15 protein-coding genes are annotated in these 13,462 nt (G+C 69.1%); 12 read left to right on the plus strand and 3 right to left on the minus strand.

Annotated elements, in window-relative coordinates; translation table 11 throughout:
* Position 1: 1 nt before the first annotated feature.
* From ACTJIL_RS04940 to ACTJIL_RS04950, 3 genes are all read right to left on the minus strand, one after another.
* On the minus strand, positions 2-733 hold the full coding sequence (locus ACTJIL_RS04940; protein ID WP_440754453.1) for an HAD family hydrolase: 732 nt from the start codon (positions 731-733) through the stop codon (positions 2-4).
* Positions 727-2,115: a glucose-6-phosphate dehydrogenase gene (zwf, locus tag ACTJIL_RS04945; RefSeq protein ID WP_440754454.1), complete on the minus strand. Its 1,389-nt coding sequence runs from the start codon at positions 2,113-2,115 to the stop codon at positions 727-729. The genes ACTJIL_RS04940 and zwf overlap by 7 nt, the downstream gene beginning before the upstream one ends.
* A gap of 208 nt (positions 2,116-2,323) precedes the next feature.
* Positions 2,324-3,742 carry a PLP-dependent aminotransferase family protein gene (locus ACTJIL_RS04950; RefSeq protein ID WP_440754455.1) on the minus strand — a complete coding sequence of 473 codons (1,419 nt, stop codon included), beginning with the start codon at positions 3,740-3,742 and terminating at the stop codon, positions 2,324-2,326.
* A gap of 98 nt (positions 3,743-3,840) precedes the next feature.
* Between ACTJIL_RS04950 and ACTJIL_RS04955 the strand changes: the two genes are divergently transcribed.
* From ACTJIL_RS04955 to ACTJIL_RS05010, 12 genes are all read left to right on the plus strand, one after another.
* Complete coding sequence (locus ACTJIL_RS04955; protein WP_440754456.1) at positions 3,841-4,215, plus strand: hypothetical protein; 375 nt, start codon at positions 3,841-3,843, stop codon at positions 4,213-4,215.
* Positions 4,212-4,418 carry a twin transmembrane helix small protein gene (locus tag ACTJIL_RS04960; protein WP_440754457.1) on the plus strand — a complete coding sequence of 69 codons (207 nt, stop codon included), beginning with the start codon at positions 4,212-4,214 and terminating at the stop codon, positions 4,416-4,418. The genes ACTJIL_RS04955 and ACTJIL_RS04960 overlap by 4 nt, the downstream gene beginning before the upstream one ends.
* A gap of 111 nt (positions 4,419-4,529) precedes the next feature.
* The gene (gene ccoN, locus ACTJIL_RS04965) at positions 4,530-6,023 is read left to right on the plus strand and encodes a cytochrome-c oxidase, cbb3-type subunit I (RefSeq protein ID WP_440754458.1); all 1,494 of its coding nucleotides are present in this window, start codon (positions 4,530-4,532) and stop codon (positions 6,021-6,023) included.
* Between the two features lie 10 nt (positions 6,024-6,033).
* On the plus strand, positions 6,034-6,651 hold the full coding sequence (gene ccoO / locus ACTJIL_RS04970; RefSeq protein WP_440754459.1) for a cytochrome-c oxidase, cbb3-type subunit II: 618 nt from the start codon (positions 6,034-6,036) through the stop codon (positions 6,649-6,651).
* Positions 6,652-6,654: 3 nt separating this feature from the next.
* Positions 6,655-6,798, plus strand: a complete 144-nt coding sequence (locus ACTJIL_RS04975) for a cbb3-type cytochrome oxidase subunit 3 (protein WP_440754460.1) — start codon at positions 6,655-6,657, stop codon at positions 6,796-6,798.
* Positions 6,795-7,748: a cytochrome-c oxidase, cbb3-type subunit III gene (ccoP, locus tag ACTJIL_RS04980; RefSeq protein WP_440754461.1), complete on the plus strand. Its 954-nt coding sequence runs from the start codon at positions 6,795-6,797 to the stop codon at positions 7,746-7,748. The genes ACTJIL_RS04975 and ccoP overlap by 4 nt, the downstream gene beginning before the upstream one ends.
* Before the next feature lie 41 nt (positions 7,749-7,789).
* Positions 7,790-8,041, plus strand: coding sequence for a hypothetical protein (locus ACTJIL_RS04985; protein ID WP_440755847.1), 252 nt, complete (start codon positions 7,790-7,792; stop codon positions 8,039-8,041).
* Positions 8,042-8,051: 10 nt separating this feature from the next.
* Positions 8,052-9,599: a 4Fe-4S dicluster domain-containing protein gene (locus tag ACTJIL_RS04990; RefSeq protein ID WP_440754462.1), complete on the plus strand. Its 1,548-nt coding sequence runs from the start codon at positions 8,052-8,054 to the stop codon at positions 9,597-9,599.
* On the plus strand, positions 9,599-10,099 hold the full coding sequence (locus ACTJIL_RS04995; RefSeq protein ID WP_440754463.1) for a FixH family protein: 501 nt from the start codon (positions 9,599-9,601) through the stop codon (positions 10,097-10,099). The genes ACTJIL_RS04990 and ACTJIL_RS04995 overlap by 1 nt, the downstream gene beginning before the upstream one ends.
* A complete protein-coding gene (locus ACTJIL_RS05000) occupies positions 10,096-12,534 on the plus strand; it encodes a heavy metal translocating P-type ATPase (protein ID WP_440754464.1) in 2,439 nt (812 codons plus the stop codon). The genes ACTJIL_RS04995 and ACTJIL_RS05000 overlap by 4 nt, the downstream gene beginning before the upstream one ends.
* A gap of 2 nt (positions 12,535-12,536) precedes the next feature.
* Positions 12,537-12,746 (plus strand): cbb3-type cytochrome oxidase assembly protein CcoS, encoded by a 210-nt coding sequence (gene ccoS / locus ACTJIL_RS05005; RefSeq protein ID WP_440754465.1) that lies wholly within the window; start codon positions 12,537-12,539, stop codon positions 12,744-12,746.
* Entirely contained in the window at positions 12,736-13,458 is a 723-nt protein-coding gene (locus tag ACTJIL_RS05010) for a sulfite exporter TauE/SafE family protein (RefSeq protein ID WP_440754466.1), read from the plus strand. The genes ccoS and ACTJIL_RS05010 overlap by 11 nt, the downstream gene beginning before the upstream one ends.
* The last annotated feature ends 4 nt before the right edge of the window (positions 13,459-13,462 follow it).

A 13,462-nucleotide genomic window follows, 5' to 3' on the forward strand; every position in this document is an offset into this window, starting at 1 on the left:
GTCATTGCGATATGGATTCTGGCGTGCCGTCCGGCGCTGCCTGGTGGCAGGCCCGAGGGCCGAATTGTTGCAGGTCGAAGGTGGCCAGTTCGCCGATGTCGTCGATGGCCATGTCCGGTGCCGGCTCGATCGGCTGGCCCGCGGCCTCGTCGGCATAGTGTCCCTGGCGCACGAAAACGGTGGTCAGGCGCGCGCCCATCGTGGACTTCATCGCCGCCAGCAGCTTCGGCTTGTCGTCGACCATCACGTAGTGTCGCGCCGGGTAGCGCAGTTGCACTGCGTCGAGCATGTGCTGCTTGTGCAGGTAGATCAGCACCCTGCCCCGCATCGCCTCCCATAGTCCGGAGCGCTGCACCTTGCGCGGCTGGAACACCACGTCGCCGTCGGACAGGATCACCGGCACGCCGACTGCGTGAAGCCGTTCCACCGCTTCCAGCGCGCCCGGGTAGACGCGCTCGGCGAACGGATAGTCGAGCATGTAGCCAGACATGCGCAGCAGGTCTGGATCGTCCTCGCGACCCTCGCGGAAGGCCTGCAGTGCGGCGAGGTAATCGGCGTAGCCCAGCCTGCGGCGCTCGCTTTCGTACAGGGCCCAATAGGCGGCGCGGCCGTCGGGGCCGAAGTCGCGCTGCAGGCGCGCGTCGAGATCGGCCTTGAAGCGGTCGTTGTCGAGCAGGGTGTTGTCGACATCCAGCAGGAAGACCACGTCGGCGACGGGTTCGTGGCCTAGCATGGCGCGCTCGTCTCAGGCTGCGGATCGTGCCAGCGCTCTTCGCCTTCGACGATGGAAGCCGCGGATGCGGGGCCCCAGGTGCCGGGTTCGTAGGGCTCCGCTGCGGGATGGTCGCGCAGGACGGGATCGACCACGCGCCAGGCGGCTTCCACCGCGGCGTCGCTGGTGAACAGCCCGGTGTCGCCGCGGATCGCGTCGCCGAGCAGGCGCTCGTAAGGTGATTTCTCGTCGCTGTGCTGGTGGCGGGCGGTCAGTTCGACGTCCTCGCCGCGCATCTCGTCGCCGGCGCGCTTGACCCGCACGCCGGTGGCGATTACCACCTCGGGGCTCAGGCGCAGGCGGAAATAGTTCGAATGGGCCGGCAGGGTCTCGTCGAAGATCGCCATCGGCGGGCATTTGAGGTCGACGACCACCTGGGTCGAGGTGATCGGCAGGCACTTGCCGGCGCGGATGTAGAACGGCACGCCGGCCCAGCGCCAGGTGTCGATGTGCAGGCGCAGCGCGGCGAAGGTTTCGACGTCGGAATCCTTCGCCACGCCCGCTTCGTCACGGTAGCCGCGGAACTGGCCGCGCACCAGCTCGCCGGCCTGCAGTGGCCGCATCGCGCGGAACAACCGCAGCTTCTCCAGGCGGATCGACTCGGGATCGCGGCCGGTCGGTGCGTTCATCGCCAGCAGCGCAACCACCTGCAGCAGATGGTTCTGGACCACGTCACGGATCGCGCCGACCCCGTCGTAGAAACCGCCGCGGCCCTGCACGCCGAAATCCTCGGCCATGCTGATCTGCACGTTGTCGACGTGGTCGCGATTCCACAGCGGTTCGAGGAAGGCGTTGGCGAAGCGGAAGTACAGCAGGTTCTGCACCGCTTCCTTGCCCAGGTAATGGTCGATGCGGAAGATCGAGGCTTCGTCGAACACTTCGTGCAGCGTGGCATTGAGCGCGCGGGCCGAGGCCAGGTCGCGGCCGAACGGCTTTTCCACCACCACCCGCGCGCCTTTCGCGGAACCGCTGGCGTCGAGCGCCTGGACTACGGGCGCGAACAGGTTCGGCGGGATCGCGAGGTAGTGCAGCGGCCGCTGCGCGTCGCCCAGCGCCTTGCGCAGGCGTTCGAAGGTGCCGGCATCGTTGTAGTCGCCGTCCACGTAGCGCAGCAGCGAAGCCAGTTTGGCGAAAGCGGCCTCGTCGACCCCGCCGTTGTGCTCGATGCTGTCGCGGGCGCGTTCGCGCAGCTGATCCACCGTCCAGCCGGCGCGGGCCACGCCGATCACCGGGATATCGAGGTCGCCTCGCGCCACCATTGCCTGGAGCGCGGGAAAGATCTTCTTGTAGGCGAGGTCGCCGGTGGCGCCGAAGAACACGAATGCGTCGGAAGCGGGGGGCAAGTGGGTTCCATTCCAAGGCTGGTGCACGCTGCATGCTAACGGCGGCGGGGTTAATAACGGGTCATCGCGTCCATGGCCAGGACGCCCGCGCGCGCCACGAAACCCGTAGGAGCGGCGAAAGCCGCGACCTCTCGACCGCACCCGGAAATTGGCGTTGGCGAAGAACCGCATGCACGGCGCCGGCAACGAGACCACGCGGACGCCGCCATCACCGCAGCTGCTGAGCGACAATGCGTCCCAGTGTCGCCAGCGCCGAATCGATGCGCGGTTCGAGCGGATGCCCGCAGTTCAGCCGCAGGCAATGGCCGAAGCCGCGGCTGGCCGAGAACATCGGCCCGGGCGCGATGCTGATCCCGAGGCTGCCCGCCTGCCGCTGCAGCAACAGCGCGTCGCCGCCCGGCGGCAGTTCGATCCACAGGAAGTAGCCGCCGGCCGGGCGCGTGACCCGCGTCCCGCGTGGGAAACTGCGCGCGACCAGGGCGATGTACTGCTCCTGCTGCGCCGCCAGCGTGCGGCGCAGGCGACGCAGGTGGCGATCGAAGCTGCCACGTTCTAGATAGCGGGCCAGCCCGATCTGTGCCGGTACGTTGGTGTTGAGGGTGGTGGTGAGCTTGCGCCGCGCCACCGCCTGCGCACGGCGCCCGGCCGCGACCCAGCCGATGCGGTAGCCGGGCGCCAGCGACTTGGAGAACGACGAGCAATGCATCACCTGCCCGTCGCGGTCGAAGGCCTTGGCCGGCAGCACGCGGCCGGCGCCGTGGTGCAGTTCGGCGTAAACGTCGTCCTCGATCAGCGGGATCTCGTGGCGCGCCAGCAGCGCGACCAGGTCCCGCTTGCGCTCGTCGGGCATGGTGGAGCCGAGCGGGTTCTGGAATGTCGGCATCAGCCAGCAGGCGCGCGGGGCGTGGCGTGCGATCGCGGCTTTCATCGCATCGAGGTCGACGCCGGTGCGCGGATGGGTCGGCACCTCGATCGCGCGCAGGCCGTTGCGTTCCAGCGACTGCAGCGTGGCGTAGAAGCACGGCGACTCCACCAGCACCGCGTCGCCGGGCCGGGTCACTGCCGACAGGCACAGGTTCAGCGCCTCCAGTGCGCCGTTGGTGATCACGATCTCGTCGGCCGGCACGTCCATGCCGTCGATCAGGTAGCGCAGTGCGATCTGGCGGCGCAGTTCGGTGTTGCCGGGCGTCAGGTCGTCCACCGTGCTCCACGGATCCAGGTGCACGGCGGCCGACGCCACGGCGCGCCCGACCCGTTCGAGCGGGAACAGCAGCGGACTGGGGAAGGCCGATCCCAGCGGCACCACGTCGTGCGTCATTGCCGATTCGAGCACTTCGAAGACCAGCGCGCTGACGTCGACGTCGCGCGATTCGCCGTCCGGGCGGGACGCGGCCTCCGGCTCCGGCGGCAGGCGCGCGGCCGCCTGCGCCACGTAGTAGCCCGAGCGGGGCCGCGATTCGACCAGTCCACGCGCCTCGAGCAGGTAGTAGGCCTGGAACACGGTCGAGGGACTGAGCTTGCGCGCGGCGCTGGCCGTGCGGACCGACGGCAGGCGTTCGCCGGGCTTCAGCAGGCCGGCGTGGATCGAGCGTGCGATGTCGTCGGCCAGGGCCTCGTAGCGTTTCATGGCGGGCTCCCGGGGCGGGTCGCTCACTCCATCTGATACGGTTTTTTACCGAAAAACTGATTCTATTGAAACTGATTCGGTTCGACTAGCATGCCGCGGTGCCCTCCCCGTCCCTGCCCGCCGCCATGCCGCCCCAGATCGAACTCAACCTGGCCCTGATCCTGTTCATCCCCTGGTTCTCGATCCTGGCGGCCCTGTTCTGGCTGTTTCCGCGCCAACCGCGCGGTTGGCGCAGGCGGTTTTTCGACCTGGCCAGCCTGGTGCTGGCCGTCGCCGCAGCCGCGGCTGGCACCCACTGGGGCATGCTCCACGCCGATCCGGGCGCCACCGCGATCTGGAAACAGGTGCTGGCCACCTCGGTCGGCTACGGCATGTTCCTGCTGGTGCTGACTGCGGCGATCGTGGCGCGGCGCCTGGTGCTGCGCGAGCGGGCATCGGCGAGGCGCCTTCCTTCCGGGGCACCTTGCCCATGAAAACCCTGCTCATCGTCGGTTTCCTCGGCGTGATCCTCTACCACCTCGGCGCCGGCCTGTACTACATGCTGGTCGACAAGGGGGCGAGCAAGCGCACGGTCAATTCGCTGACCAAGCGGATCGGCTTCTCCGTGCTGCTGATCGTGCTGGTCGCCGCGGGCATCGCCGGCGGCGTCATCCAGCCGCATGGCGTGGGGGGCTGAACCGGTACGATGCGCCAGGAATCCGGGACGCGGACGGGCGATTGATCCAGATCAAGTTTGCCCACGTCCACCTTCGGGACAATATCGGGGCAGCGAAATCAAGGTGTTTCCATGAGCATTGAAGCCATACAGCCCGCGCCGGCAGGCGCGTCGGCCGCGACTGTGCGCGCCGAACCCGCCGGGACCTACAACGACAAGGTCGTGCGCCAGTTCGTCGTCGCCACGATCCTGTGGGGCATCGTCGGCATGGCGGTGGGCGTGCTGATCTCGGCGCAGCTGTACTGGCCGGCTCTGAATTTCGACATTCCGTGGCTGAGCTACGGCCGCCTGCGGCCGCTGCACACCAACGCGGTGATCTTCGCCTTCGGCGGCTCGGTGCTGTTCGCCACCAGCCTGTACGTGGTCCAGCGCACCTGCCACGTGCGGCTGATCTCGGACAGGCTCGCCAGCTTCGTGTTCTGGGGCTGGCAGGCGGTGATCGTGGCCGCCGCGATCACCCTGCCGCTGGGCATGACCCAGGGCAAGGAATATGCCGAGCTGGAATGGCCGATCGACATCGCCATCGCGGTGGTCTGGGTGGCCTACGGCGTGCTGTTCTTCGGCACCATCGCCAAACGCCGCGTGAAGCACATCTACGTGGCCAACTGGTTCTACGGCGCCTACATCATCGCCGTGGGCATGTTGCACATCGTCAACAACCTCGCGCTGCCGGCCAGCCTGACCAAGTCCTATCCGGTCTACAGCGGCGCGGTCGATGCGATGGCGCAGTGGTGGTACGGGCACAACGCGGTGGCGTTCCTGCTGACCACCGGGTATCTCGCGATGATGTATTACTTCGTGCCCAAGCAGGCCGGGCGGCCGATCTACTCGTACCGGCTGTCGATCGTGCACTTCTGGGCGCTGATCTCGGTCTACATGTGGGCCGGCCCACACCACCTGCACTACACCGCGCTGCCGGACTGGGCGCAGTCGGTGGGTATGGTGTTCTCGCTGATCCTGCTGGCGCCGAGCTGGGGCGGCGCGATGAACGGCATCCTCACGCTCTCGGGCGTCTGGTACAAGCTGCGCACCGACCCGATCCTGAAGTTCCTGATCGTGGCGATCAGCTTCTACATGATCGCGACGTTCGAGGGCCCGATGCTCTCGATCAAGACGGTCAATTCGCTCAGCCACTACACCGACTGGACCGTGGGCCACGTCCACGCCGGCACCCTCGGTTGGGTGGCGATGATCTCGATCGGCTCGGTCTACGCGCTGCTGCCGCGGCTGCAGGGGCTGAAGGAGATGTATTCGGTCAAGTGGATCGACGTGCACTTCTGGATGCACACCCTGGGCGTGGTGTTCTACATCGCCTCGATGTGGATCGCCGGCGTGACCCAGGGTCTGATGTGGCGCGCCACCAACGCCGACGGCACGCTGACCTACAGCTTCGTCGAATCGCTCAACGCCACCTACCCGTACTACCTGGGGCGCCTGTTCGGCGGCCTGCTGGTGCTGGCCGGCATGTGCCTGATGGCCTGGAACATGTACAGGACCGTGCAGCTGGCCAGGAATCCGGCGCCCAATCCGGTGCTGCCGCCCGGCGCAGCCGAAGCGCGGGCTTGAGGACGACCCGATGAGCAATATTGGACACGAGAAAGTCGAGAAGAACATCGGCCTGATGGCGGTGCTGATCACGGTCGCGCTGTCGCTGGGCGGGCTGGCCGAGATCGTCCCGCTGATGTACCAGGCCGAGGCGATCAAGCCGCTGCCGGGCGTGGAGCCCTACCCCGCCCTGCAGTTGGCTGGGCGCGACGTGTACGTGCGCGAGGGCTGCTACAACTGCCACTCGCAGATGATCCGCACGCTGCGCTTCGAAACCGAGCGCTACGGCCACTACTCGCTGGCCGGCGAATCGGTCTACGACCGGCCGTTCCAGTGGGGCTCCAAGCGCACCGGGCCGGACCTGGCGCGCGTCGGCGGCCGCTATTCGGACGACTGGCATCGCGTGCACCTGATCAATCCGCGCGACGTGGTGCCCGAATCCAACATGCCCTCGTTCCCGTGGCTGGCGAAGAACACCCTCGACGGCGCGCAGATCACCGCGCACATGCGCGCACTGCAGCGCCTCGGTGATCCCTACACCGACGAGCAGATCGCCGCGGCCGCCGCGGACGTCGCCGACAAGACCGAACTCGACGCCGTGGTCGCCTACCTGCAGGCGCTCGGCAAGCACGCGCCGCGGGGGGAGTGAGCCATGTTGTCCGGAATCGTGACCTCGATCCTGCTCCTGCTGTTCCTGCTTGGCTGGGCGTGGGCGTGGAGCCCGCGCCGCAAGGCCGACTTCGACGCCGCCGCCAGGCTGGCGATCGATGAAGACGTGCCGGAGGAGCGCCCGTGAGCACAGGTTGGTCGTGGTACGTCATCGCACTGGTGGCGCTGAACCTGCTGGGCTGCGTGTGGCTGCTGTGGTGGACGGCCAAGCGCCGCCCCGGCGACCCGAAGCCGGAGGAAACCAGCCACTACTGGGACGGCGACATCACCGAGTACAACAAGCCGATGCCGCGCTGGTGGATCAACGGCTTCTACCTGCTGCTCGCGTTCTCGGTGGTCTACATCTTCTGGTACGGCGGCCTCGGCGGCTACGAGGGCTACGGCAAGTGGAGTTCGGCCGGGGAACACGCATTGGCCAAGGCGGCCGATGATGCCCGGCTCGAGGAAACCTTCGCGCCGTACAAGGGCCAGCCGATCGATGCCATCGCGAAGGACCCGGCCGCGATCAAGCTGGGCCAGGCGATCTTCAACAACAACTGCGCGACCTGCCACGGCTCGTCGGCGCAGGGTGCGATCGGCTTCCCCAACCTGCGCGACGACATCTGGCACTGGGGCGGCAGCCCCGACGACATCCTGACCACGGTGCTCGACGGCCGCGAAGGCGTGATGCCCGAATGGGGCACCGTGCTCACCGGCATGGGCGGCGACAGCGCGGTGATCTCGGTGGTCGCCTACGTGCGCTCGCTGTCGGATCCCGCGCGCAGCAAGGACTACCTCGCGGTGCAGGGCCAGCGCCTGTACGAAGGCGTCTGCGTCGCCTGCCACGGCGTCGAGGGCAAGGGCAACCAGGCGCTGGGCGCGCCGGACCTGACCGACGACTACTGGATGTATGGCGACAGCACCGCGCAGCTGAGCGAATCGATCGCCAAGGGCCGACACGGCGTGATGCCGGCCTGGCGTGACATGCTGGGCGAAACCCGCTCGCGGCTGGCCGCGGCCTATGTGTGGTCGCTGTCGCATCCCGATGCCGACGCCACCGGCACCGCGCCGGCAACGCAGGAGACAGGCAGCCAGTGACCGATTTCACCGAGCCGAAATTCGACCACCCGCCGCGCCCGATGGCGCAGCGGGTCGGCGCGATCGTATGGCCAAGTTTCTTTGCCGCGGGCGTGGCGACGATGGCGTTCTTCGCCTTCGTCGATCCGCTGGCGCTGCGCGACATGACCTTCCCGGACATGCCGATGACCCGTGGCCTTGGCTACAGCATCGGCTTTTTCATGTTCTGGATCGCGACCGCGTCGTCGAGCCTGTTCACCTGGATCCTGCTGCGCCCGGCGAGCCGCTTCAACCGGCCCATCCCGCACAAGTGAGCCTGCTGCAGTGAGCAAGAAGATCGACCTGGACCTGCTCGACGAGGGCGGCTCCGTCTATGCCAGCGAGCGCAAGGTCTATCCGCGCGATGTCGCGGGCACGCTCAACCGCCTGCGCGTGGCCGCGGTGTTCTGGCTGTTGGGCATGTACTACGTGTTCCCGTGGCTGAAGTGGGATGGCCACCAAGCGGTGCTGTTCGACCTGCCCGCGCGCAAGTTCCATGTCTTCGGGCTGACCTTCTGGCCGCAGGATTTCACCTTCCTGGCGATGCTGCTGATCATCCTGGCGCTGGTGCTGTTCTTCGTCACCGCCCTGCTCGGCCGCGTCTGGTGCGGATACGCCTGCCCGCAGACGGTGTGGACCGAAGTGTTCCTGTGGATGGAGCGCTGGACCGAGGGTGACCGCGCGAAACGGATGAAGCTCGACGCCGGCCCTTGGACGCGCGAGAAGCTCCTGCGCAAGGGAAGCAAGCACGCGCTGTGGCTGGTGTTCGCGCTGTGGACCGGCTTCACCTTCGTCGGGTTCTTCACCCCGATCGTGGACCTGGGGGCGCGGCTGTGGCCCTTCGACTGGAACGGCTGGGAAATCTTCTGGGTGCTGTTCTACGCCCTGGCCACATGGGGCAACGCGGGCTTCCTGCGCGAGCAGGTCTGCAAGTACATGTGCCCGTACGCGCGCTTCCAGGGCGCGATGTTCGACCGCGACACCCTGATCATCGCCTACGACCCGATGCGCGGCGAGCCGCGCGGCCCGCGCAAGCGCACGCTCAAGGACGTGTTCACCCGCGCCCGCGGCCTGCTCGACGTGGCGACCGCTTACGACTACGTCTTCCGTGCCACCCGCCACCCCAGCGCCGCCGACAACCGCCTGCAGGCGGCCGGCACGATCATGCTCGCCAACGTGGATGCGGAGGCCAGGCCGCTGCCGAAGTTCGCGTCCGAGGAACTGGGCGACTGCATCGACTGCACCATCTGCGTGCAGGTCTGCCCCACCGGCATCGACATCCGCAACGGCCTGCAGTACGAGTGCATCGCCTGCGGCGCCTGCATCGACGCCTGCAACGACGTCATGGACAAGATGGGCTATGCGCGTGGCCTGATCCGCTACACCACGCAGAACGCCATCGACGGCGGGCAGACGCGCGTGGCGCGCCCGCGCATCGTGGTCTACACCGTACTGCTGGTGGCGCTGGTCGCCGCCTGGGCCTGGGGCGTGACCACGCGCAGCAGCCTGATCGTCGACGTGCTGCGCGACCGCAATGCGCTGTACCGCAGCGCCGCCGACGGCAGCATCGAGAACGGCTACACGCTCAAGCTGGTCAACAAGGTGGGCGCGGCGCGCGCGTTTCGCGTCGAGGTCGCATCGAAGACGCCGGGCATCGCCCTGCGCGAGCTGGACCAGCCGATCCGCGCGGAGGCCGAGGAAGTGCTGTCGCTGCCGGTGGTGCTGACCGCACCCGCATCGGTCAAGGGCCGCCAGGACGTGGTCTTCATCGTGCGCAGCGAGGACGGCGCGGTGAGCGAGACCGTCGACAGCACCTTCTTCGGGCCACTGTGATGAACGACCAGCACCGCCATCCCCTGCGCGAACCGATGGTCTGGGTGGTGATCGCCCTGCCCCTGGCGGCGGTGATCGCCAGCATCTGGCTGGTGGTGCTGTCGTCGCGCGGCGGCAGCATCGACTCGGTCGCCGATGAAGTGCAGCGCACCGGGCAGATCCAGACCACGGACCTTGGCCCCGACGAGCGCGCCGCACAGCTCAAGCTGGGCGCGGTGCTGCAGTCGGAGGAAGGCGTGTTGCGGGTGTTTCCCGTTGGCGATGGCTTCCGCCGCGACGAGCCGCTGCGCCTGCAGCTGCTGCACCCCTACAGCGAGGATGCCGACCAGGTGATCGTGCTGGAACCCGACAAGCTGGGCTGGCATGCCGCGCACGCGCTCGATGCCGGCCACGACTGGAACCTGCAGCTCGGCGACGAAGCCGGAAGCTGGCGCCTGCGCGGACGCCTGCCGCGCGGGCAGCACGCCGCGCACATGGGGCCCGCGCTGGAAGCGAAGTGAACGCGCAGCCCGACCACGCCTGCTTCCACTGCGGCGAACCGCTTCCCGACCATCCCGCCACCGCGACCATCGACGCCGAGCCGCGTTCGTTCTGCTGCGACGGCTGCGCGGGCGCGGCGCAGTGGATCCGGGACGCCGACCTCGGCGATTACTACGCATTGCGCAGCGCGCCGGCAGGACAGGTCGGCGTCGAACCGGTGGACTTTTCGGCCTGGGACCGCGACGACCTGCTGCACGAGCACGTGCATGCGGTCGAAGGCGGCCGCGAGATCACCGTGCTCACCGACGGCATGCGCTGCGCTGCCTGCGCGTGGCTGATCGACCGCGCCCTGCGCCGCGAACCCGGGGTGCTGGACATCAGCGCCAACGCGGTCACCGGCCGCATCCGCATCGCATGGGACCCGGCGAAGGTGGTGCTGTCGGCGCTCCTGCAGCGCATCGCCGCGCTTGGCTATCGGCCGTACCTGAGCGGCGGCGAGGCCGGCGAGCAGGCGCGCCGCGCCGAGCGCAACCGCTGGTTGCTACGCCTGGGCCTGGCCGGGCTCGGCGCGATGCAGGCGATGATGTTTGCAGAAGCCCTGTACTTGGACTTCAACAACACGATGCCGATCGCCACCCGCGACTTCTTCCGCTGGGTGACGCTGCTGGTGTCGTCGCCGGTGGTGTTCTGGGCGGGCTGGCCGTTCATCGCCGGTATGTTGCGCGAGCTGCGCGGCCGCCGGCTGGGCATGGATACGCTGGTCGCCAGCGCCACCCTGCTCGCCTACGGCGCCAGTCTGGTCGAGACGATCCGCGGCGGCGCGCACGTCTGGTACGACGCTGCGGTGATGTTCGTGTTCTTCCTGCTCGCAGCGCGGATGCTGGAACAGCGTGCGCGCAACATCGCCAGCGCGCAGGTCGATGCGCTGGCGCGGGCGCGCCCGGTGATCGCGATTCGCGAGCTCGCCGACGGCGGGCGCGAGGCGGTGCCGGTGGCGGCGCTGCGCGTCGGCGACATCGTCCGCGTCGCGGCCGGCGACGCCTTGCCTGCCGACGGTCGCCTGCTCGATGACGAGGCCTGCTTCGAAGAAGCGCTGCTCACTGGCGAATCCACGCCGGTCCGCAAGCGCGCCGGCGCCGACGTGTATGCCGGCACCGTCTGCCGGGAGCATCCGGCGCGCGTGCACGTGCGCGGCGTGGGCGCCGACACCCGGCTGTCGCAGCTGGCCCGGCTGGTCGAGCACGCGCAGGAACACCGGCCGCCGCTGGCGCGCCTGGCCGACCGCATCGCGGGCTGGTTCGTGCTCGCGCTGCTGCTGGCCGCGCTGCTGGTCTGGCTGGGCTGGCGCATCCACGACCCGTCGCGCGCGCTCGAGGTGACGCTGGCGCTGCTGGTGATCAGCTGCCCGTGCGCGCTGTCGATGTCGATCCCCGCCGCGCTGGCGGTGGCCCACGGCGCACTGGCGCGGATCGGCGTGCTGGCGCTGCGGCCCGACGCGCTGGAAACCCTGGCCGACGTCACCGACGTGGTGTTCGACAAGACCGGCACCCTCAGCGACGGGCGTCCGCGCCGCGCCTCCGTGGAAACCACTGGCGGCTTCGATGTGCAGCAGGCCTTGCGCATCGCCGCCGCGCTCGAACGCGACAGCGGCCACCCGCTGGCGCACGTGTTCGCCGATGTCGAAGGCGCACCGGAAGCAAGCAACGTGCGTGCGGTGCCCGGTGCTGGCATCGAAGGCGTCGTCGATGGCGTTGCGTGGCGCCTCGGGCAGTCCGGGTTCGCCTGCGGCGGCGACGATGACGGCGACCTGTGGCTCGGCGACGGGCACCACGGCGTCGCGCGTTTCGGCGTGCATGAGGCGGCGCGGGCCGAAGCCGCCGAAGCGATCGCGGCGCTGCGTGCGCTGGGGCTCCGCGTGCACCTGTCGAGCGGCGATTCGGTCGACGCGGTGGCGCGTTTCGGCCAGGCGCTGGCGATCGATGACGTCCACGCGCGACAGACGCCCGAGCAGAAGCTGGCCTTCGTCCGTGCGCTGCAGGCCGAAGGCCGGCGCGTGGCGATGGTCGGCGACGGACTCAACGATGCGCCGGTGCTGGCCGGCGCGGACGTGTCGCTGGCCGTCGCGGATGGAGCGGCCCTGGCGCAGCGCGCCGCCGACCTGGTGGCCACCCATCCTTCGCTGATGCGCGTCCCCGAATCCGTGGCGCTGGCGCGGCGCACGCGCAGGATCATCCGCCAGAACCTGGCGTGGGCGCTGGGCTACAACGTGCTGGCGCTGCCGCTGGCGGCCGCTGGCCTGGTGACCCCTTGGCTGGCCGCACTGGGCATGGCGGCCTCGTCGCTGACGGTGACGCTCAATGCGCTGCGACTGGCACCGCGGCGGGAATCGCGGCAGAAGCCGCAGCCGCGTCCCGCAACTGCGATGATTGCGGCCGCTCCTTCGCAGGCGGACTGACGATGGCCATCCTGCTGTTCCTGATCCCCATCAGCCTGCTGCTGCTCGGCGTGGCGGTCTGGGCGTTCGTGTGGTCGGTGCGTGGAGGTCAGTACGACGACCTGGACACCGCGCCGCTCGACATCCTGCGCGACGATCCGCCGCTTTCCGCCCCTGCGCCGGAACAGAAAGATCCCCCGGCTGACGCGCTCCGGTCAAACGATGCCGATTGACTGGCTGACCCTGCTCGCGGCGCTACTCAGCGGCCTGACCGGCGGCCTGCACTGCGCGGCGATGTGCGGCGGCATCGCGACCTCGTTCCCGGCAATGGGCGCCCGCGGCGACCTGCGCTACGTGATCGAACCGAACCTGGGCCGGGTGCTTGGCTACGTCATCGCCGGTGCGGTGGCCGGCGGCATCGGCGGCGGCATCGTGGCCGTGGCGCGGATGCCGTGGCTGTCGACCGGACTGCGCGCGGCGGTCGGCCTGGTGCTGGTGCTGGCGGCCGTGCGCCTGCTCGACAGCCGCGGGCGACTGGCGTTCCTGCGCGGCAACGGCGCGATGTGGCGCTGGCTGCGCCCGCTGCAGCGACGCCTGCTGCCGGCCAACAGCCACGCGAAACGGATCGCCCTGGGCGTGCTCTGGGGCTGGTTGCCGTGCGGGCTCAGCACCACCTTGCTGGTGGCGGCCTGGCTGCAGGCCGATGCGCGCAACGGTGCGCTGACGATGGCGGCGTTCGGCCTCGGTACGTTGCCGGTAATGCTGCCGCTGACCTGGTCGGGGGCGCGCCTGAAACTGTGGCTGCAGCACGGCCGCTGGCGGATTGCTGCCGCGCTGCTGATCCTCACCGCCGGCCTGCTGACGATTGCCGCACCGTGGCTGATGCACGTGCCGGCACTGCACGACGCGCTCGCGGCGCTGGGCTGCACGCCGGCGCCGCGCTGACGGT

Source organism: Luteimonas sp. 22616 (assembly GCF_052044325.1).
Lineage (GTDB): Bacteria > Pseudomonadota > Gammaproteobacteria > Xanthomonadales > Xanthomonadaceae > Luteimonas.

What these genes read in the sequence shown, in the direction of transcription:
- ACTJIL_RS04960 (WP_440754457.1), top strand. Translation starts at nt 4,212, where the DNA reads ATGAAAACCCTGCTCATCGTCGGTTTCCTCGGCGTGATCCTCTACCAC.
- ccoS (WP_440754465.1), top strand. Translation starts at nt 12,537, where the DNA reads ATGGCCATCCTGCTGTTCCTGATCCCCATCAGCCTGCTGCTGCTCGGC.
- ACTJIL_RS04940 (WP_440754453.1), bottom strand. Translation starts at nt 733, where the DNA reads ATGCTAGGCCACGAACCCGTCGCCGACGTGGTCTTCCTGCTGGATGTC.
- ccoO (WP_440754459.1), top strand. Translation starts at nt 6,034, where the DNA reads ATGAGCAATATTGGACACGAGAAAGTCGAGAAGAACATCGGCCTGATG.
- ACTJIL_RS04950 (WP_440754455.1), bottom strand. Translation starts at nt 3,742, where the DNA reads ATGAAACGCTACGAGGCCCTGGCCGACGACATCGCACGCTCGATCCAC.
- ACTJIL_RS04985 (WP_440755847.1), top strand. Translation starts at nt 7,790, where the DNA reads ATGGCGCAGCGGGTCGGCGCGATCGTATGGCCAAGTTTCTTTGCCGCG.
- ccoN (WP_440754458.1), top strand. Translation starts at nt 4,530, where the DNA reads ATGAGCATTGAAGCCATACAGCCCGCGCCGGCAGGCGCGTCGGCCGCG.
- ACTJIL_RS05010 (WP_440754466.1), top strand. Translation starts at nt 12,736, where the DNA reads ATGCCGATTGACTGGCTGACCCTGCTCGCGGCGCTACTCAGCGGCCTG.
- ACTJIL_RS04975 (WP_440754460.1), top strand. Translation starts at nt 6,655, where the DNA reads ATGTTGTCCGGAATCGTGACCTCGATCCTGCTCCTGCTGTTCCTGCTT.
- ACTJIL_RS04995 (WP_440754463.1), top strand. Translation starts at nt 9,599, where the DNA reads ATGAACGACCAGCACCGCCATCCCCTGCGCGAACCGATGGTCTGGGTG.